The following is a 20,315-nucleotide window of genomic DNA, read 5'->3' as shown; positions in this document are numbered from 1 at the left end:
CAGGAAGATGAATCCGTCATCGGATCGTTCGGCCAGCGGCGACTCTCTTCAGAAAATCAGGCAGAGGCATCGCCATCCGTGATGCGTCTGCCGGACGTCAACACCAAGGACACAAGGCTGCGATGAGTCAGTACAGCGCCAGTTCCATCGAGGTTCTCTCCGGCCTCGAACCGGTCCGCAAGCGGCCCGGCATGTATACCGATACCACTCGGCCCAACCACCTGGTCCAGGAAGTCATCGACAACTCCGTCGATGAGGCGCTGGCGGGTCACGCGAAGGAAGTGCGCGTGAAGCTGCTGGAAGACGGCGGTATCGAGGTGGCGGATGATGGTCGTGGCATGCCCACTGACATCCACCCCGAGCATGGTGTGACCGGGATCGAGCTGATCCTCACCAAGCTGCACGCGGGGGGCAAGTTCTCCCAGGACAGCTATCGCTTCTCGGGCGGCCTGCATGGCGTGGGTGTCTCGGTGGTCAACGCCCTGTCGACGCGCCTTGAGGTGGAGGTCTGCCGTGAGGGTCTGCGTCAGCGCATTGCCTTCGAGAATGGCGAGAAGGTCGAGGAGCTGAGTCAGATCGGTACCGTCGGCAAGCGCAATACCGGCACTCTGGTGCGTTTCTGGCCGGACGAGAGCTACTTCGACAGTCCGCGTCTGGCGATGGCACGCCTGCGTCACCTGCTGCGCGCCAAGGCGGTATTGTGCCCGGGGCTCAAGGTCGTGCTGACCGAGACGGATGGCAGCGAGACGGCCTGGCATTACGAGGATGGCCTGCGCGACTATCTGCTCGGCGCCACCGATGGTTTCGAGCGGCTGCCGGAATCGCCGTTCGTCGGTCATTTCGAGGATGAGGAGCATGGCGTCGACTGGGCCATCCAGTGGCTGCCGGAAGGCGGCGAGCTGGTGCAGGAGCCCTACGTTAACCTGATCCCCACGCCGCTGGGCGGCACCCACGTCAATGGCCTGCGTTCCGGCCTGCTCGAGGCGCTCAAGGAATTCTGCGATTACCGCAGCCTGCTGCCGCGTGGCGTCAAGCTGAGTGCGGATGACCTGTGGGAGCGCGCCGCCTTCGTGCTGTCGGTGAAGATGCTCGATCCGCAGTTCGCCGGTCAGACCAAGGAGCGCCTGTCCTCGCGCAGTGTCGCGGCCTTCGTCTCCGGCGTGGTCAAGGACGCCTTCTCGCTGTGGCTCAATCACCATGTCGATCAGGCCGAAGCGCTGGCGGAACTGGTGATCTCGGCGGCCCAGCGCCGTCTGAAGAGTGCCAAGAAGGTCGCGCGCAAGAAGGTCACTTCCGGGCCTGCGCTACCGGGCAAGCTCTCGGACTGCTCAAGCTCCGACCCTGCCGACAGTGAGCTGTTTCTGGTCGAGGGGGACTCGGCTGGCGGCAGCGCCAAGCAGGGTCGCAACCGCGAGACCCAGGCGATCCTGCCGCTGCGCGGCAAGATCCTCAATACCTGGGAAGTCGAGTCGCATGACATCTACTCCTCCCAGGAAGTCCACGACATCGCGGTCGCCATCGGGCTGGACCCGGGCTCGGATGATCTCACCAAGCTGCGCTACCACAAGGTCTGCATCCTGGCGGATGCCGACTCCGATGGCCTGCACATCGCCACGCTGCTGTGCGCGCTGTTCGTGCGGCACTTCCCGGCGCTGGTGGATGCCGGACGCGTCTTCGTCGCCATGCCGCCGCTGTATCGCATCGACCTGGGCAAGGAAGTCCATTACGCCCTGGACGAGAGCGAGAAGGCGCACATCCTCAAGCAGCTCGAGAGCAAGCGTGGCACGCCCAACGTGCAGCGCTTCAAGGGGCTGGGTGAGATGAACCCGCTGCAGCTGCGCGAGACCACCATGGCACCGGACACTCGCCGCCTGGTGCAGCTGACACGCAGCGTGGATGACGGCACCCACGAGATGCTCGACATGCTGCTGGCCAAGAAGCGCGCCAGTGATCGCAAGAGCTGGCTCGAGGACTACGGCAACATGGCTGACATCGAGGTCTGATCATCGGTTGAGTTGCAAGAGCAGCTGAACTTCGAAAGCCAGACAAGCTGCGCGACAGCATTCTTTCGGGAGCGCCAGAGTCTTGCGCTCCCCGGTTTTACGCTCGTAATCAAGGTCAAGTGCCCATGAGCATGGATATCCAGGTCGCGGAGGGTGACGTCGAACGTCTGGCCCTGCGTGACTACACCGAAAAGGCGTACCTCGACTACTCGATGTACGTGATTCTCGACCGCGCCCTGCCGCATGTCGGTGATGGCATGAAGCCGGTACAGCGCCGCATCGTCTACGCCATGCGCGAGCTGTCCCTGACGGCCAACGCCAAGTACAAGAAGTCGGCGCGTACCGTCGGCGATGTGCTGGGCAAGTTCCACCCGCATGGTGACAGCGCCTGTTACGAGGCCATGGTGCTGATGGCGCAGCCGTTCAGCTATCGCTATCCGCTGGTGGATGGACAGGGCAACTGGGGTAGCCAGGATGACCCCAAGTCCTTCGCGGCCATGCGTTACACCGAATCGCGTCTGTCGAAATATTCCGAGGTGTTGCTGTCCGAGCTCTCCCAGGGCACCGTCGACTGGGTGCCCAACTTCGATGGCACCATGAACGAGCCCAAGGTGCTGCCGGCGCGTCTGCCCAATGTGCTGCTCAACGGCACCACCGGCATCGCGGTGGGCATGGCGACCGACATTCCGCCACACAACGTGCATGAAGTCGTGGCCGCCACACGCCACCTGCTGCGCAACCCGGACTCCGACAGCGATCAGCTGATGGACTTCCTGCCGGCACCGGATTTCCCCACCGAGGCGGAGATCATCACGCCGCGCACCGACCTCGCCAAGCTCTATCGCACCGGTCGTGGCAGCGTGAAGATGCGCGCCCGCTATGTGCTGGAAGAAGGCGATATCGTGATCACGGCGCTGCCGTATCAGGTCTCCGGCGCCAAGGTGATCGAGCAGATCGCCGCCCAGATGCAGGCCAAGAAGCTGCCGATGGTCGCGGACCTGCGCGATGAGTCCGACCACGAGAACCCGACGCGCCTGCTGATTCAGCCGCGCTCCAATCGGGTCGATATCGAAGGCCTGATGGCGCACCTGTTCGCCACCACGGATCTCGAGAAGAACGCGCGCGTCAACATGAACGTCATCGACCTCAAGGGTCGCCCGCGCGTGATGGCGCTGCACGAGATGCTGGCCGAGTGGCTGCGTTATCGTCGTGCCACCGTGCGTCGCCGTCTCGAGCATCGCCTGGCCAAGGTCGAGGACCGTCTGCATATCCTCGAGGGGCTGCTGACGGCTTACCTGAATCTCGACGAGGTGATTCGCATCATCCGCGAGGAGGAAGACCCCAAGGCCAGCCTGATCGAGACCTTCCAGCTTTCCGAGCGTCAGGCCGAGGCGATCCTCGAGCTGCGTCTGCGTCACCTGGCGCGTCTTGAAGAGATGAAGCTGCGGGGCGAGCAGGACGAGCTCAAGCGCGAGCGCAAGCACCTCAAGCATCTGCTGGGCAATGACGAGGCCCTGACCGATCTGATCGACAGTGAGCTTGAGCAGGCTGCCACTGACTTCGGCGATGCACGTCGCTCGCCGCTGGTCGAACGCGGCGAGGCCAAGGCGCTGTCGGAAGTCGAGCTGATGGGTGCCGACCCGATCACCGTCGCGCTGTCCGAGAAGGGCTGGATCCGCGCCGCCAAGGGGCATGATATCGACCCCGAAGGCCTGTCCTACAAGGCCGGCGACCGCTTCCATCTGGCGGCGCGCGGCAAGACCAATCAGCCGCTGGTGCTGCTGGATGATACTGGGCGTGCCTACACGCTGGCCGCGCACAATCTGCCCAGTGCGCGCGGGCAGGGCGAGCCGATCACCGGGCGCATGAATCCGGCGGCGGGGGCTTCGATGGTCGGGCTGCTGCTCGACGCGCCCTCGGCGCGCTATCTGCTGGCCTCCGATGGTGGCTATGGCTTCGTGACCACGCTCGAGCAGCTCACCGGCAAGAACAAGTCCGGCAAGGCCGCGCTGACCTTGCCGCGCGGCTGTGCGGTACTGCCGCCGGTGGCGATCCCCGAGGTGCCTGAGGCGGCGCAGGGGGATGCCGCGCCGCTGGAAGTGGCGGTGGTGTCCAACGAAGGGCGTCTGCTGGTCTTCCCGCTCGCCGAGTTGCCGGAAATGTCCAAGGGCAAGGGCAACAAGATGCTGTCGATTCCGGGCGAACGCGCCGCCAATCGTGAGGAATTCGTGCGCTCGCTGGTGGTCGTGCCTGCCGGGGCCACGCTGGTGGTGCACGCCGGCAAGCGCAAGACGCTGCTCAAGGGCGCGGATCTTGACTACTATCGTGGCGAGCGTGGCCGACGCGGCAGCAAGTTGCCCAAGGGCTTCCAGAAGGTCGATCGCCTGGCCGTAGACAGTTGATGATGCCAGTGGCGAGCTGCCCTGGAGGTAACCTCTTGATGATTCATTGCTCAGGAACGATTTTCCGATGACACAACGTATCTTGATCCGCGCCACCGGTGCGGCTCGTCCGGGACAGCTGGCAGGGCTCGGTCAGGCGCTGGCCCGCAGTGGCGCACGTCTGCTGGATATCAATCAGAGCGTGACCTTCGGGCTTGTGTCGCTGGAAGCGCTGGTGGCACTGGAGGCGCAGTCCGAACTGGAAGCGGCGCTGAGTGCTGCCGGGGAACAGCTGGGACTGGATGTGCAGGCCGTGCAGGTCGGCGCCGAGGAATATGCACGCTGGAGCCATCAGCTGGAGCGCCCGCGCTGGATTCTGACGCTGCTGGCGCCGCGGCTGCCGGCGGGCATTCTCGCCGAGGTCGGCGGCCTGACGGCGGAATTCGGTATCACCGTCGAGCTCATGCATCGCCTGTCGGGGCGTGAACCGCTGGATGGCGAGTCACCGGCCGAAGGCGCCTGTGTCGAGTGCTGGCTGCGCCTGCCGGAGCACGAGACCGACATCAATGCGCTGCGCGAGAAGGCGCTGGCGCTGGGCGCGCTGCATGGTGTCGATATCGCGATCCAGGAAGACGATATCTGGCGTCGTCATCGCCGCCTGATCTGCTTCGACATGGATTCGACCCTGATCAAGACCGAGGTGATCGATGAGCTGGCGCGTCGTCATGGGGTCGGCGAGGAAGTCTCGCAAGTCACCGAGCGTGCCATGCGCGGTGAGCTGGATTTCCAGGAAAGCTTCCGTGAGCGCATGAGCAAGCTCAAGGGGCTGGACGAGTCGGTACTGGCGGAGATCGCCGCCAACCTGCCGCTGATGGATGGGGTCGAGCGTTTGATGGCCAATCTCAAGGCGCTGGGCTATCGCACCGCGATTCTCTCCGGTGGCTTCACCTACTTCGCGCGTCACCTCCAGCAGCTGCTGGGCTTCGATGAGATCCACGCCAACGAGCTGGTGATCGTCGATGGCAAGGTGACCGGTGAGGTGCGTGAGCCTATCGTCGATGCCGAGCGCAAGGCGCTGCTGCTGCGCGATATCGCCGAGCGTCACGGCCTGCGCATGGAGCAGACCATCGCCGTCGGGGATGGTGCCAACGACCTCAAGATGCTTGCTGAAGCGGGGCTGGGCATCGCCTTCCGCGCCAAGCCGCTGGTACGTGAACAGGCGCGTCAGTCGATCTCGACGCTGGGGCTTGATGCCGTGCTCTATCTGATGGGCTACCGCCAGCAGGACCTCAAGCACTGAGTCTGCAGTGAGTGCCTGACGGTGCCTCATCGAAAACGCCCTCACTGCGGTTGCGGTGGGGGCGTTTTCGATGTTCGGGGCGGATGGGACGGGGCCTAGTCCCAAAGCAGCAGGGTGGTTTTGCGCACGGTGACTAGACTGGTGACAGACGCCGACGACTCGGAGTCTGTCTGTTGTCGCCATCCCAAAACGCCATTCGCCACGCCGTCAGGAGTTTGCCCATGCCGTCACCCTATGACGATGAACTGCACCTGCTGTGTCTGTTCCCGCATGACGCCGCCCTCAAGGGCTTGAAGATTCGCCACGATGCCAGTCCTGACATGGTCGCTGCGGCAGAACGTCTGCACGCCAAGGGCCTGACCACGCTGCCCGATGGTGGCTATCTGACCTCCGTGGGTCGTGAGGCTGCCGAGCATGCCCATCGTCTGAACGATCTGCTGCACGTTCCCCAGGTCATGACAGGGACCTGAACACCGCGCATGAGCCCCGGATACGGCGATATACGGGGCAGGTGCAATAACGCAAGACGCCCCGCGGCAGCCTGCCGGCGGGGCGTCTTGCGTTATCGCCTGAGGGGTCAGGCCTTGTGCTTGCGGTAGGTCGCGCGCGTGATCTCGACGATCTCCACGCTGACCTCGCGAGCGGCCTCGCAGTGCGGCTTGAGGGCTTCCATCAGGATGTCCGCCAGACGCGACTTGTCGTCATCGCTTCGGCCTTCCAGCTGATGGCAGTGAAGGTTGACGAAGCCATGCTTGTGCGCCAGCGGTGCCTGATTGCCCGCCAGGCGCCAGTGACGCCAGCTTTCCGCGCGCACCTTGATGTCGCTTTCCTTGAACAGGCCGCTTTGCATGGCGGCGGCATGCAGGTCATCCATGATCGCGTCCATGTCGAGGCTGGGGGCCAGACTGTCGGCATAATCAATGACGAGATGAGGCATGTGATGGGCTCCTTGAGCGTGGCCACGCCTCTTGGGGCGTGTGCCGATGGTGATGATGGCCAGCGATTCTAGCGAAATGGGGCCGCGATGGTAGCAGATTTTCGCAAGCGCACCGCGCATGGCGCAGTGCTGACCTCAAGGTCTGACCTCATCGGCTGATCTCATCGGTGGATTTCAACTGCGGGCAATCAGCGTGGCTCTCGTCGGGTCCGGATGGTCATCATGGCCGACAGTCTGGGCGTGGTCTGCAAGGTGGCCCGGGGAGTGAGCACCACTCAGGGGCGTCTTGGAGCGGCGCCCGGGGATCTCGCGTACCAGACGTGGCATCAGGAAGCCGGGCAGATGCTCCAGCAGTGCCTCCATCAGGGCACAGGCGTCTTCATCGCTGACCGCGAAGTGGGCGGCGCCCTGGACGGGGTCGAAGGCATGCAGGTAGTAGGGCAGCACCCCGCACTCGAACAGTCGCTCGGCGAGGGACGTCTGCGTTTCCACCGAGTCATTGACGCCGCGCAGGATGACGCTCTGGTTGAGCAGGGTGACCCCGGCTGCCTTGAGGCGTGTCATGGCCGCGGCGACCTCCGTGTCCAGCTCGTTGGCGTGGTTGCTGTGGATGACCAGCACCTTCTGCAGTCGCGTCGCCTTCAGCCAGTCCAGCAGCTCGGCATTGACGCGATCCGGTATCACCACCGGCAGGCGGGTGTGGATACGCAGACGCTTGAGATGCGGTATCTCGCCCAATGATTCCACCAGCCAGGCCAGTCGCCTGTCGGGAGACACGAGCGGGTCGCCACCCGAGAGGATGACCTCGTGGATGCGCTCATCGGCGCGCAGGTAGTCGAGAATGTCCTGCCATTGCGCGCGGCTGGGCTGGTGGTCTTCATAGGGAAAATGGCGCCGGAAACAATAGCGGCAATTGATCGCGCAGCCACCGCTGGCCATCAGCAGCACCCGGTTGGTGTACTTGTGGATCAGTCCCGGGAGCGGGGTGTGCTCCGCTTCTTCCAGCGGGTCGGTGACATAGCCGTCGAGCACGTCCGTCTCGCTGTCCAGTGGCAGCACCTGACGCAGCAGCGGGTCATTCGGGTCTTGGGGGCGGATGCGGCTGGCATAGGCCTCGGGAACGCGGATCGAGAACAGGGCATGGCCGTCGCTGGCGCCGGGAAGCCATTCGTGATCAAGTCCCAGGCGGTCCAGCAGCGCCTCGGGAGAGCGAATGACGTCGCGCAGCTGTGCACGCCAGTCACCGCGCGGGCTCGAGTGGAGTGCGAGGGGCGTCACATCGTGACTTTCGCACGTCTCATGCGTGATGGTATGCAAGGATGGCGAGGTTCGGGTTATCATGCGCATCACTTCTTAGTCATGGTTGCTGCCCGTGAGGCGGCAATCTGGAATTCATGGCGGGCAAGACCCGTTAACGAGTCGAGAGCGAGCAAGATGGCCAATTATTCTACCAACGAATTCAAGTCCGGTCTGAAAGTGATGCTGGACAATGACCCCTGTGCCATCGTTGACAATGAGCTGGTCAAGCCGGGCAAGGGGCAGGCCTTCAATCGCGTCAAGCTGCGCAACCTGAAGACCGGTCGTGTGTGGGAGCGGACGTTCAAGTCCGGTGAGAGCATCGAAGCTGCCGACGTCATGGAAGTCGACATGGAATACCTCTACACCGACGGGGAAATGTGGCACTTCATGCGTACCGATGGCTCCTTCGAGCAGTATGCCGTCGATGGCAAGGCGCTGGGCGACAACATCAAGTGGCTGAAAGAGCAGGTCGTCTACACCATCACGCTGTGGAATGACAACGCGATCGCGGTGACTCCGCCGAACTTCATCGAGCTGGAAGTCGTTGAGACGGATCCGGGCCTCAAGGGCGACACCGCCAACGGTGGCTCCAAGCCGGCAACGCTGTCTTCCGGTGCCGTGGTGCGTGTCCCGCTGTTCATCAACCAGGGCGAAGTGCTCAAGGTTGATACGCGCAGCGCCGAGTACGTCTCGCGCGCCTGAGCCTTTTCGCTCACGTCGTGACCCCTCTGATGCCTCGCCTCGTGCGGGGCATCATCGTTTGTGCCGGTCAATCCTGCAGGCTGGCCACTGTCCCTTGCTGATCCACTCGTCGAGCTCGCCATGTCAGACGTCGATATTCCCTCTGATTCTCCCCAGACCCCCTTGCCGCAAGACTGGGCGCCCACCGCGACGCGAGAGCGCCTCGTGCAGCGCGCACGACTGATCAATGAGGTGCGGGCCTTCTTCGCCGAGCGTGAGGTGCTGGAGGTGGAGACGCCGGTGCTGGGGCAGGCCGGCTCGACCGACGTGGGGCTGGCCTCGTTGTCATCGTCGTTGCAACTGCCCGGTGAGCGTGAACGGGTGCCGATGTGGCTGCAGACCTCGCCGGAATTCCACATGAAGCGTCTGCTGGCGGCCGGCAGCGGGCCGATCTTCCAGATCGCGCGCGCCTTCCGCGATGGTGAGGTCAGTCGTCGCCACAATCCGGAGTTCTGCATGCTGGAGTGGTATCGCCCCGGCATGAGTCTCGAGGGCCTGAGAGAGGAAACCTGTGAGCTGGTCCAGCGCGTGATGGCGCTCGGGGCGCAGCTGACCGGCAAGTCGTCGCTGCTGGACACCTCTGATGCATCAGACGCCTCAGGGGCTGGTCCTGCCGTCACGGCCTACCGAGATCTCTTCCGGCGAGTGCTGTCACTGGACCCGTTCAGTGCCTCTCTGGACGAGGTGCGCGCGGCATGCGGGCGTGAGTGCGCTGTCGATGCCAGTGACTGGTCCCATGAGACCTGCCTGGATGCGCTGATGAGTCTGGTGATCGAGCCGACATTGGGGCAGGGCGCCGTGGAGCTGGTGACGGACTATCCCGCGGCCCAGGCGGCGCTGGCACGCAAGCATCGGGATGCTGAAGGCGATTGGGTAGCCTCGCGTTTCGAGGCGTATGTCGCAGGGATCGAGTTGGCCAACGGTTACGATGAGCTGACCGATGCCGCCGAGCAGGCATCGCGCTTCGCGGCTGACAATGCCGAGCGTCATGCGGCAGGCCTGCCGCAGGTCGCGGCAGACCAGCGCCTGGTGGCCGCCTTGCACGCCGGGATGCCGGCAGGCAGTGGTGTGGCGCTGGGGCTGGATCGTCTGATCATGCTGGCACTGGGTGAGCGTGATATTGCCGCAGTGGTTGCCTTTCCGGCAGCACGTGCTTGAGGTGTCACGTTGCTCGCAAGCAATTGCGTTTATCTTTGACACGCTAGGGACATCTGAGTCGTCTAGACTGCAGGTATCAGACAGGGAGTCTGATGTCGTCATACCGGCGTCGTAGCGGGGCAGACATTCCCTCTGGGTACCTGCTCCATCGATCGGCACGGGGTGAGGCGATTCACATGACCGAAGGAGTGGCTGTCGGGCGCCTTTCATCGGGCATGGTGACAAGGTGTCGACAGGGGTCTCGCATGAGCTTCTCGGAGCCGCTCATGAGAGATTCCGGCAGTAGAGCCTCAAGAGAACTACGCCATTCAGGGAGGAAGACTCGCAGTTGGACGAACAGGCATGTCCAGGCACGTTGGCGAGATGCTGACGTGCAAGGATGCCAGAGGGGGCCGGTTGATACTGGTGCCTCAGTTGAAAAGGGAAGCCTGGCGGCTTCCCTTTTTTATGTGTCATCCATTGCCTTCGGCAGCGCTCCTGCCTGTCATTCGCTGTCTGGCGCGAAGGTTTTTTCATCGCCGAGGACCGACTCGTCAACGACCTGCGACTCGCAGGAGGCTGGCCGCATGCCGAGTGACTGCCCCATGCTGACCTTCTGGCCCGGCATCAGGGTGTCATCGAACTCGACGCTGTCCGGGAAGCACATCACCACGGTGGAGCCGAGCTGGAAGCGACCCATCTCGGCGCCCCGTGCCAGTTCAATGAGTTGATCGAAGCGGGTCGTCTCGACATCGCCGGACAGTGGCGTGACCTGGCCGCTCCACACGGTCTTGATCGCCGCGACGATCATCGCGCCGACCAGCACCATGGCCATCGGGCCGTGTTCGGTCTCGAAGATGCAGACCAGGCGCTCATTGCGGGCGAAGAGGCCCGGCACATGCGTGGCGGTGGCTTCATTGACCGAGAACAGGCGCCCCGGCACGTAGGCCATCTCCACCAGGCGGCCCGCCAGGGGCATGTGGACGCGGTGATAGTCCTTCGGTGACAGATAGACGGTAGCGAAGCGGCCGTTGCGGAAGGGGGCGGCACGCTCCTCGCTGCCACCCAGCAGCTGGGTCAGCGAGAAGGCCTGACCCTTGGCCTGCACCAGGGTGCCGTGGCTGATGGCTCCGAACTGCGACAGCACACCATCGGCAGGCGAGACGAGTCCTTCCTCGATGGGGCGGGCCTCTTGCTTGAGGGCACGGGTGAAGAAGTCGTTGAAGCAGGCGTAGGCGCGCGGATTCTCCTCGAGCGCCTCGCTCATGTTGACGTCGTAGGCCTTGATGAAACGTTCGATGAAGGTGTTCTTGACCCACGGGTTCTCGCAGGCGGCGATGCGCCCGATGAGGCGTGAGATCAGGTGCTGGGGTAACGGGTATTGGCTCAGAGAGAACAGCTTGGCACGATCCACGATGTTGATCCTTGCAGAAAAGAGAAGCCCGCCCCGAAGGGCGGGCGCTGACCAACGAGATGGCGGCCAGCAGGCTGGCAGCACCTTAGCCCATCGTCATTGGCCGCTCAAGCGCGGGGGCAGGCAGGGGCAGCAGCGAGCCCCCTCCGGCCGCTCAGCGTTCTATCGGCGTGTCCTCGCGATTGCCCCATTCCTTCCAGGAACCGGGATAGGCGCGAATGTCCTCGAACCCCAGTGCACGCCCCACCAGCCAGGTCAGGCCTGAGCGGTGGTGGCTCTGGCAGTGCGTCACCACATGCTGCTCGGGACTGATGCCCCGCGCGCCCAGCTCGGTGATCAGCTCGGCATAGTCACGAATGCGCAGGTCGCGCTCGCGGTCCATGGCCTCGGTCCACTCGAAGTGCACGGCGCCCGGGATATGGCCAAGGCGCGCGTTCTGGCCTTTTTCTCCGCGATACTCCTCCAGTGAACGGGCATCCCACACCACGACCTTCTCCTCGGGGGCCTCGGTGGACAGGCGCTCGAGAATGTCCTCGCGGGTCGCCATCACGCTGGTATCGACATAGGCGGCGTGATATTCGCTGGCCTGCCATGCGCTGGCAGCCTCACTCAGGGCAAGTCCTTCACCCTGCCAGGCATGCAGACCGCCGTTGAGATAACTGAAGCGCGTGTGGCCCAGCAGCGCGAGGGTCCACAGCAGACGACCTGCCCAGCCACCGCCTTCGTCGTCATAGGCGACGACATGGCTGTCCCGCGTGATGCCCAGCTCGGACATGATGTCGGACAGCGCCTGTGGGCTCGGCACGCCGGGGATCTCGTCCTCGTTGCTGCCGACCAGGCGCTTGAAGTCGAGCAGGCGTGCACCGGGCACATGACTGGCATGACTCTCGGTCTTGAGCGGAACATCGACGATCACGATGTCCGGGTGGTCAAGCAGCGGCAGCAGCTGTGCAGGCTCGACGATCAAGGGCAGCAGGTTCTGCTCGGAGCTGAACGAGGCGGAGGCCGTCGGGTCGCAAGACGTTGACTGGGAAGAGGAGGGTGACATGGCGTGGTCCTTGCTTCATCGATGGGGATGATCCTTGTGAGCATCATGGCATGCTGGCGGCCAGTGGCGTCAAGTCGCGGCTTGCGGGGCAGATGGCGGACGCCAGGCGGTAGATGGCAGGCACCGCCATGTGCCGCTGCAGCGGTCCTGGCGAGAAACGCTCAATTCGTGCTGACTTTGCGTCTATAATGCTGCCCGTCACATGCCGGGCGAAGAGTGTGACGCGCAAGTGGTGGCGAGCGCTGGTCGTCATGCACAGCGTCATGCACGGAGACGGTGCGTCATTCGCAGTGCCTTGCGCTGGTGCCATGCTCTGGCGCATCAGTGCCTTGCGCTGCGGCGGCTATCCGTCCCTGCCTGTCAGGGACGAATCGCCACATCCGGCAGTGTCCTGCAAAGCACACAGCCTCTGAAACGCCTGCAGTGAAATCCGTCTTGTCTCCAACCAATCGCGACCTAGTCCACGGGAGTCTCACCTTGTTCGAGCGCCTCTTTTCACTTCGCGCCGAAGGCACCACGACGCGCACGGAAGTGCTGGCAGGCATTGCCACCTTCCTGGCTTCGATGTACATCATCGTGGTCAATCCCGGCATCCTGTCCGCTACGGGCATGCCGTTCAGTGCCGCACTGACCGCCACCGTGCTGGTCAGCTTCTTCGGCAGCCTGATGATGGGACTGTACGCCCGCAATCCGATCCTGGTGGCACCGGGGATGGGCATCAATGCCCTGTTCGCCTACACCATGGTGCTGGGGACCGGCATGCGCTGGGAGGTCGCGCTGGGGTGCGTCTTCTGGGCGGGTGTCATCTTCGCCATCCTGGCGCTGTTCAACGTGCGACGTCTGGTCATCGATGCGATTCCCGCTCAGCTGCGCTATGCGATTGCCTGCGGTATCGGCCTGTTCATCACCCTGATCGGGCTGGTGAATGCCAAGCTGATCGTGTCCAACCCCGTCACCGTGGTCAGCGTCGCCCCCATGACGCCCTCGTTGGTGATCTTCATGATCGGGCTGGCGCTGACGGCGGTTCTGGTCGCCAGACGTATCCATGGCGCCTTGATCATCGGCATCGTGGCGACCACCCTGATGGCGGCCACCATCGGCCGTCTGTGGGGGGACGGGACTGCCTACTTCCCGCCCGAGATCGCGCAGCCGACGCTGGTCAACTTCACCGGCATCTTCGCGGCACCTGATTTCAGCGGCCTGCTGGCACTGGATTTCATGGGCTCACTGAAGATCGCCTACGTACCCTTCATCTTCGTCATCCTGTTCACGGTGTTCTTCGATGCCCTGTCCACCTTCATGGCGGTCGCTGAGGCGGGCAATCTGAAGGATGAGAATGGTGACCCGCGCAACATCCGTCGCTCGATGATGGTCGATGCCTTCTCGGCGCTGGTCTCCGCACCGCTGGGCACCAGCCCTGCCAACGCCTATATCGAATCGGCGGCCGGTATCAGCCAGGGTGGGCGCACCGGTCTCGTCGCCGTGGTCGTGGCACTGTGCTTCCTGCCGTTCCTGTTCCTGGCGCCGTTGCTGTCGCTGGTGCCTGCCATCGCCACCGCGCCGGCGCTGATTCTGGTCGGCGTGTTCATGATGGAGCCGATTCGCAAGATTCACTGGCACCAGTTCGATGATGCGATTCCGGCCTTCATCGCCATGGTGATGATCCCGCTGACCTACTCCATCACCCACGGGATCGTGTTCGGCTTCCTGAGCTTCGTGATCATCAAGCTGGGGGTCGGCAAGGCGAGGGAGATTCGCCCGACCATGTGGGTGCTGTTCGCGCTGTCGATCCTGCTGTTGCTGGAAGGCTGAGGGGACGCGATTGCGTCGGACGCCTTCTCTCGGTCGAGAACGAAAAAATCCCGCCAGTCTTGGACTGGCGGGATTTTTTGTGGCCGACGAGGTGGCGCGATCAGGCGATCATCCAGCCCAGGAAGGTCAGTCCGAGGAACACCAGCAGGATGCCGCCGATGATCGAACCTCTGAGCAGTGACGTGACGCCCTTGAACAGCAGATACAGCCCGAACACCAGGCCCAGCAGACTGAACAGGGAGGTGCTCATGCCCAGCTCACCGGCCAGACCACTGAAGAAGCCCTTGAGGGCGTCGTCGAAATTGGCGAAGAAGCCGCTCAGGCCCTCCACGATGAAGCGGATGGCGGCGCCAAGCTGAGTGCCGATCCAGTTGAAGAAGTCTTCCATTGCGCACGGTATCCGGACAGAAAAGAGGCCACAGTGTGCCATGAATGCGGCGTGGACGCTGTCGTGCTGTTGCACTGCGTCATGTGGGCCCGAGCCTCACTCCTCACTCACCTGCTCACTTTTACTCTCACTCCAAGTCCCACTCCTACTCCTGCAGCATCAGGTGTCCAGGTACCTGGCGGTGAAATCGTCGATCCCCATGGGCTTGTCCATCAGGTAGCCTTGCAGGGCGTCGCAGCCCATCTCCAGCAGCAGCTCTCGCTGTCTGGAGGTCTCAACGCCTTCCGCCACCACGCACATGCCCAGTTCATGCCCCAGCTGCACCATGAAGTTCACCATTCGGCGGTTCATCTCGTCGTTCTCGAGATCATTGACGAAGCTGCGATCCACCTTGAGCTCATCGAAGGGCAGGTGCTTGATGTAGGTCAGCGAGGAGAAGCCGGTGCCGAAATCATCCAGTGACAGCCGCAGTCCCAGCGAGCGCAATTCATGCATGCGTGCCACCGTGGCTGGCATGTCGGTCGCGAAGACATTCTCGGTCAGTTCCAGTTGCAGGTATTCAGGGGAGAGGGTGTGCTGGCCGAGCGTTCTGGCGACATTGCTGACGTAGTGCGGTGATTCCAGCTGTTTGACGCTGACGTTGACAGATAGATAGAGCTCGGCGAAACCGGTGCCGTTCTGCCAGCCCGCCAGCAGCCTGCACGCCTGTTCCAATACCCAGTCGCCGAGGCTGTCGATCAGCTGGCTCTTCTCGGCCAGCGGGATGAATTCATAGGGGGAGATGTTGCCGAACCGAGGATGTCGCCAGCGCAACAGGCATTCGGCGCCGACCAGCTTGAGCCCTCTGTCGTATTGCGGCTGAAGCTCCATGTAAAGCTCTTCGTGCTCGATGGCGCGACGCAGGTCATTTTCCAGCTGCACGGCCCGCTCAAGCTCCACGCGCATGCTGGGGTCGAAGCGCACGGTCTGGTTGCGTCCGGCTTCCTTGGCGCGATACATCGCGATATCGGCGCGGCGGATGAGCTCCTCCGCACTCAGGGCGCGATCATGGAACATGATGCTGCCCAGACTGGCCGAGCTGTGATGATCCAGTGGCTGCGACTGCGGGTCGGAGAGCGTATAGGGCTGGTTGAGCGCCTGCTGCAGACGTTCCATCAGCTCATCCAGTTCACGACAGGCTGCCTGCGGGTCATGGCTCAAGGGCTGTACCAGGATGACGAACTCGTCCCCGCCAAAGCGCGCGACAAGATCCGTCTCTCGCACCTGGCCGGTCAGGCGGTGGGCCACTTCGATCAACAGATGGTCGCCGGTGGTATGCCCCAGCAGGTCATTGATCTTCTTGAAGTGATCCAGGTCGATGAAGATGAGCGCCCCGTGAGTGTCTCTGGCGTCCGTGATGATGATCGCCTGCTGCAGCGCATCAATCAGCGTGGCGCGATTGGCCAGCTTGGTGAGAGGGTCGAAGCGACTGTGCTGATGCAGCAGGGCTTCTGATTCGACGATGCGCGTGATGTCGGTGATGGAACCGATCATGCGCAGGGGAGTGCCGTCGTGATCACGCTCGATCACGTCCCCCTTGTCGATGACCCAGACGACATTCCCGTCCCGTGTCAGCATGCGATGGCGATGGTAGTAGGGTGTCCCGCCTTCCAGGCAGTCCTGGATGGCGACCATGACTTCCGGCGTGTCCTCGGGATGCAGCAGGCTGGCGAATTCCTCGAGGCTGTTGTGCAGCTCGTCGTGGGGGACGTTCAGGATCTCGGACCAGCGCCGATTGTGCGTCACGGAGCTGTTGGTGATGTTCCAGTCCCAGAAGCCTTCCAGCGAGGTGTCATAGATATGATCGATATGACGGCTCTTGCGCTCATGCTCACGGACTTCCGCGGTGATGTTGTGCGCCAGCACGGCGACCAGCGGCTTGCCATGAATGTCATGGAAGGGCTGCTTGATGGAGCGGAAATGATTGATCTCGCCGGTGGTGCCGTCGGTGGCATCCTCGAAGACCTGCTCACGCTCGAACTTGCTGAGCACCTGCTCCACGCTGCGGCGGAAGAAGCGGCTCTGCTCGGTATTGCCGGTGTAATGACTGTCGTCGCGTCCGATGATGTCTTCAAGCGTGGTGCCGTAGAAGTCGGTCAGGGTGCGATTGGCGAAGCGAAACAGCCCCTTGGCATCCTTGATGAACAGGATGTCGGGATGGGTATCGACCAGCGTGCGCAGCAGATGGTTCTCGGCTTGCAGCGCCTCGAGACGTGACGACATGGCCTGCAGTCGTGCATGCAGGCTGTCGTCGTCAGACGCTAGGGTCTCGGTGGAGACTTCTGAATGCGAAGGGTGGCGTCCCTCGGCATCGGAAGGTGCGGCCATGGCGGGTTCCCGGGGCGATGGAGATAGCCTCCAGTCTACGTTGCCGCTCGGTTGAATAGGCAGGGAGGCGGGGTCCTCGCTCAGTCAACGTTCACGCCTGCCGGCCACGCATGGTCAAGCCCCCCGATAACGCCTGATGTTCTGATGTGTTAGAGGTCTACCTTGTCCTTGTACTCGCAGAGGTCCTCGATCACGCAGCTGCCGCAGCGTGGTTTGCGTGCCACGCAGGTGTAGCGGCCATGCAGGATCAGCCAGTGATGGGCGTCGACCAGAAACTCCTTCGGTACATGGCGCATCAGCTTGTGCTCGACCTCCAGCACGTTCTTGCCCGGCGCGATTCGCGTGCGATTGGAGACGCGGAAGATGTGCGTGTCCACCGCCATGGTCGGCTGACCGAAGGCGGTGTTGAGCACCACGTTGGCGGTCTTGCGGCCCACGCCGGGCAACGCTTCCAGTGCCTCGCGGGTCTGCGGCACCTCACTTCCATGCTGCTCGATCAGCATGCGGCAGGTCTTGATGACGTTCTCGGCCTTGGTATTGAAAAGCCCGATCGTCTTGATGTACTCCTTCAGTCCCTCGACGCCCAGCGCCAGAATGCTCTCCGGGGTATTGGCGACCGGATACAGCCTGGCGGTGGCCTTGTTGACGCCCACATCCGTGGCCTGCGCCGAGAGCAGGACCGCGATCAACAGCTCGAAGGGCGTCGACCACTCAAGCTCCGTGCGTGGCTCTGGATTCTCGTTGCGCAGGCGGGTGAAGATCTCGAGACGTTTCTGGGCGTTCATGGCAGCTCGGTGTCAGGTCGGCGAGGTTCGGTCAGTGTCTGTCTGGAGGAACGCAGCTGGCCTCCAGACAGGGAAAGGCAGACAGGGGAAACAGACAGAATAAAGCAGGCAGGCCCGGGGCTCAGGCCCGCGTATCAGGAAATCGTGCCGGTGACGCGCACGCGACGCGAGGCCTTGGGCGCATCCACGGCTGCTGCCTTGCGGCGCTGCTCGAGGCGCTCATCGATGGTCTTCTTGCCCGCGATGATCAGCCCCATGCAGAAGAAGGCGCCGGGCGGCAGCACCAGGAACAGGAAGGAGTAGTCCGGGAACAGCGTCAGCTTCCAGTCTGCGGCCACCGGCCCGAGCAGCAGCTCCATGCCCGCAAACAGCGTGCCCTGACCGAACAGCTCGCGCATGCCGCCCAGCAGTACCAGCACGGCCATGAAGCCCAGCCCCATCATCAGCCCATCGGTGGCCGCCGGCAGCACCGGGTGCTTGGCGGCGAAGGCATCGGCACGCCCGAGAATCGCGCAGTTGGTGACGATCAGCGGAATGAAGATGCCCAGAATCTGGTAGAGCTCATAGGTATACGCCTTCATCAACAGCTCAGCGCAGGTCACGAAGGAGGCGATGATCATCACGAAGGCCGGCAGGCGTACCGCCGACGGCACCAGATTGCGGATCAGTGACACCGCCACGTTGGAGCCGACCAACACCAGCAGGGTGGCAAGTCCCAGGCCGATGGCATTGACGACGCTGGCGGTGACGGCCAGCAGCGGACACAGGCCCAGCAGCTGTACCAGCGCCGGGTTGTTGTCCCACAGGCCGTCGCGGCTGATCTTGCCAAGTGAGATATCACTCATGTGGTTCATCTCCGCCGTGTTCAGAAGTCGCTGATGGCGCAAGCGTGCCGTCAGCGGAGGGAGCGTGTGCGGTGTCCTGTGCCTTGGCGGCGCGGCGTGTCGCGGTCAGCGTCTCGCTGTCGCCGGCCAGCAGCGCCGTGCGATGCGCCATGAAGTAGATCAGTGCCTGACGCACGGCCCCCACGACCGCACGCGGGGTGATGGTCGCGCCGGTGAACTGGTCGAAGTCTCCGCCATCCTTCTGCACCTTCCACTCCACCGAGCTGAGCGTCTGGTCGTCGAACTCATGGATCCATCCGGACTTGCGGGCTTCGATCTTGTCGCCCAGTCCCGGGGTCTCGGCGTGCTTGACGGCGCGCACGCCGGCCACGCTGCCATCTGCCCGGATACCGACCAGCAGGCGGATATCGCCGCTGTAGCCCTTGCCGGTGACCACCGGCAGCAGTACCGCGACGGTCTTGCCATCCCGAGTGGCGCGCCAGCCGGTGTCGGCGCTTTCCAGTCCCAGCACCTGGGAGGGCGGCAGGACGAAGGCATCGTCGAGCAGATCATTGTCGTGCAGTGACGGCGGGATGATCTCGGCAAGCGCGGCGCTTTGGGCGGCACGCTCGTTGTCCGCGATGGTGTCGGCGGTGGTCATCTGGGTGACGGCCACCACGCCGGCGGTGACGATGGCGAACACCGCCAGGCCCGAGGCGGCCCGCGCGATGTTGTGCTTCAGGCCTCGCGCGGCCTGGGCTTGCTGTTCCGGCTGATCCGGCGTCAGGCTCATGCCTTGTCCTCCAGCTTGATGCCGCGACGGGCCTTCTTGTGGCCATAGCTGCGGGGCTGCGTGTAGTAATCGATGAACGGTACGCTGAAGTTCATCAGCAGCACCGCAAAGGCGATGGCATCCGGATAGGCACCGAAGGTGCGAATCAGATAGATCAGCACGCCGATACCCGCGCCGTAGTAGAGCTTGCCCTTGTTGGAGGTCGCCGCCGTGACGGGGTCGGTGGCGATGAAGAAGGCACCGAAGATCGCCGCGCCGCATAGCAGGTGGAACAGCGGGCTGGCATGCTGATCGCCCTCCATCAAGAAGAAGATGCCCGAGATCACGCTCAGGCTGCCCAGCATCGCCACCGGGATATGCCAGGTGATCAGGCGACGTGCCAGCAGCACCAGGCCGCCGAGGCCCCAGGCGATGGCGGTCTGCTGCCAGGCCAGCAGGTTGGCGGCGGGCAGCAGGCTCGGGTCAGCCCAGAACTCGCTGCTGGAAAGCTCGCCCTTGTTGCGGAAGGCGTCCAGCGGTGTGGCGCCGGTCAGGGCATCCGGCGTGGCGATCATGCCGAAGAACTGCCTGAGGCTGTCGGCGAAGCCGAGCGTGAAGCCATCGGGGGCCGACCAGCGTGACATCTCGACCGGGAAGGAGATCAGCAGCAGCGCATAGGCGACCATCGCCGGATTGAACGGATTCTGGCCCAGGCCGCCGTAGAGCTGCTTGGCGACCACGATGGCCGCGACCACGCCGGTCAGTACCAGCCACCAGGGGGCCAGCGGCGGCAGCGAGACGGCCAGCAGCACGCAGGTGACGAGCGCCGAGTTGTCCTTGAGGAAGAAGCTGACCGGCCGTCCGCGCAGCTTGAGCAACAGCGCCTCGAGCGCGATGCCGGTCAGGCAGGCGAAGACGAGATTGAACAGCACGCCCCAGCCATAGTGCCAGCAGAGTACGGCGATGCCCGGCAGCGTGGCAGCCAGCACCCAGGCCATCACGCGCGAGGTGGCGGTGGGCCCATGGGCATGGGGAGAGCTTGCGTGCATCAGGCTCATGAGGCGTTCAGATCCTTGCGGTAAATGGACAATGACGTGTGGCGTGCGG

Annotated in this window: 17 protein-coding genes; 7 read left to right on the top strand and 10 right to left on the bottom strand. The window is 63.5% G+C overall.

Annotation, left to right across the window (positions count from 1 at the left end):
* Positions 1–122 precede the first annotated feature (122 nt).
* From parE to AC26AR_RS10950, 4 genes are all read left to right on the top strand, one after another.
* Positions 123–2,003: a DNA topoisomerase IV subunit B gene (gene parE, locus AC26AR_RS10965; RefSeq protein ID WP_488107022.1), complete on the top strand. Its 1,881-nt coding sequence runs from the start codon at positions 123–125 to the stop codon at positions 2,001–2,003.
* A 125-nt stretch (positions 2,004–2,128) separates the two neighbouring features.
* Positions 2,129–4,405, top strand: a complete 2,277-nt coding sequence (gene parC / locus AC26AR_RS10960) for a DNA topoisomerase IV subunit A (protein WP_488107021.1) — start codon at positions 2,129–2,131, stop codon at positions 4,403–4,405.
* Positions 4,406–4,472: 67 nt separating this feature from the next.
* On the top strand, positions 4,473–5,684 hold the full coding sequence (gene serB, locus AC26AR_RS10955) for a phosphoserine phosphatase SerB (RefSeq protein WP_488107020.1): 1,212 nt from the start codon (positions 4,473–4,475) through the stop codon (positions 5,682–5,684).
* 221 nt (positions 5,685–5,905) lie between these two features.
* The gene (locus tag AC26AR_RS10950) at positions 5,906–6,154 is read left to right on the top strand and encodes a TIGR02647 family protein (RefSeq protein WP_488107019.1); all 249 of its coding nucleotides are present in this window, start codon (positions 5,906–5,908) and stop codon (positions 6,152–6,154) included.
* Positions 6,155–6,261: 107 nt separating this feature from the next.
* Here the strand turns inward: AC26AR_RS10950 and AC26AR_RS10945 are convergent, their stop codons facing one another.
* Both AC26AR_RS10945 and epmB read right to left on the bottom strand, forming a co-directional pair.
* A complete protein-coding gene (locus AC26AR_RS10945) occupies positions 6,262–6,621 on the bottom strand; it encodes a 5-carboxymethyl-2-hydroxymuconate Delta-isomerase (protein WP_077374236.1) in 360 nt (119 codons plus the stop codon).
* A 174-nt stretch (positions 6,622–6,795) separates the two neighbouring features.
* A complete protein-coding gene (gene epmB / locus AC26AR_RS10940; RefSeq protein WP_488107018.1) occupies positions 6,796–7,962 on the bottom strand; it encodes an EF-P beta-lysylation protein EpmB in 1,167 nt (388 codons plus the stop codon).
* 93 nt (positions 7,963–8,055) lie between these two features.
* Between epmB and efp the strand changes: the two genes are divergently transcribed.
* Complete coding sequence (gene efp / locus AC26AR_RS10935) at positions 8,056–8,622, top strand: elongation factor P (protein WP_077374233.1); 567 nt, start codon at positions 8,056–8,058, stop codon at positions 8,620–8,622.
* A gap of 120 nt (positions 8,623–8,742) precedes the next feature.
* A complete protein-coding gene (gene epmA / locus AC26AR_RS10930) occupies positions 8,743–9,819 on the top strand; it encodes an EF-P lysine aminoacylase EpmA (RefSeq protein WP_488107017.1) in 1,077 nt (358 codons plus the stop codon).
* A 484-nt stretch (positions 9,820–10,303) separates the two neighbouring features.
* On the opposite strand, the gene asd is transcribed toward epmA, so the two are convergent.
* Both asd and AC26AR_RS10920 read right to left on the bottom strand, forming a co-directional pair.
* The gene (gene asd / locus AC26AR_RS10925; RefSeq protein ID WP_488107016.1) at positions 10,304–11,212 is read right to left on the bottom strand and encodes an archaetidylserine decarboxylase; all 909 of its coding nucleotides are present in this window, start codon (positions 11,210–11,212) and stop codon (positions 10,304–10,306) included.
* Between the two features lie 154 nt (positions 11,213–11,366).
* Complete coding sequence (locus tag AC26AR_RS10920; protein WP_488107015.1) at positions 11,367–12,260, bottom strand: sulfurtransferase; 894 nt, start codon at positions 12,258–12,260, stop codon at positions 11,367–11,369.
* Between the two features lie 477 nt (positions 12,261–12,737).
* Here AC26AR_RS10920 and AC26AR_RS10915 point away from each other — a divergent pair, with 477 nt between their 5' ends.
* A complete protein-coding gene (locus tag AC26AR_RS10915; protein WP_084208211.1) occupies positions 12,738–14,072 on the top strand; it encodes an NCS2 family permease in 1,335 nt (444 codons plus the stop codon).
* A 100-nt stretch (positions 14,073–14,172) separates the two neighbouring features.
* Here the strand turns inward: AC26AR_RS10915 and AC26AR_RS10910 are convergent, their stop codons facing one another.
* The 6 genes from AC26AR_RS10910 to rsxD all read right to left on the bottom strand — a co-directional run bounded on the left by AC26AR_RS10910 (position 14,173) and on the right by rsxD (position 20,266).
* A complete protein-coding gene (locus AC26AR_RS10910; protein WP_077374218.1) occupies positions 14,173–14,460 on the bottom strand; it encodes a hypothetical protein in 288 nt (95 codons plus the stop codon).
* A 159-nt stretch (positions 14,461–14,619) separates the two neighbouring features.
* The gene (locus tag AC26AR_RS10905; protein ID WP_488107014.1) at positions 14,620–16,827 is read right to left on the bottom strand and encodes a putative bifunctional diguanylate cyclase/phosphodiesterase; all 2,208 of its coding nucleotides are present in this window, start codon (positions 16,825–16,827) and stop codon (positions 14,620–14,622) included.
* A 149-nt stretch (positions 16,828–16,976) separates the two neighbouring features.
* Positions 16,977–17,612, bottom strand: coding sequence for an endonuclease III (nth, locus tag AC26AR_RS10900; RefSeq protein ID WP_077374212.1), 636 nt, complete (start codon positions 17,610–17,612; stop codon positions 16,977–16,979).
* Positions 17,613–17,746: 134 nt separating this feature from the next.
* Positions 17,747–18,457, bottom strand: a complete 711-nt coding sequence (locus AC26AR_RS10895) for an electron transport complex subunit E (RefSeq protein WP_084208213.1) — start codon at positions 18,455–18,457, stop codon at positions 17,747–17,749.
* Entirely contained in the window at positions 18,450–19,229 is a 780-nt protein-coding gene (gene rsxG / locus AC26AR_RS10890) for an electron transport complex subunit RsxG (protein WP_279855250.1), read from the bottom strand. Before rsxG ends, AC26AR_RS10895 begins: the two co-directional genes overlap by 8 nt.
* The gene (gene rsxD / locus AC26AR_RS10885) at positions 19,226–20,266 is read right to left on the bottom strand and encodes an electron transport complex subunit RsxD (RefSeq protein WP_077374202.1); all 1,041 of its coding nucleotides are present in this window, start codon (positions 20,264–20,266) and stop codon (positions 19,226–19,228) included. The genes rsxG and rsxD overlap by 4 nt, the downstream gene beginning before the upstream one ends.
* Positions 20,267–20,315: the final 49 nt, after the last annotated feature.

Source organism: Cobetia sp. PS-4MA (assembly GCF_057670765.1).
The sequence above is the reverse complement of the archived record's forward strand: the minus strand, read 5'-3'. Positions and strand labels throughout refer to the sequence as shown.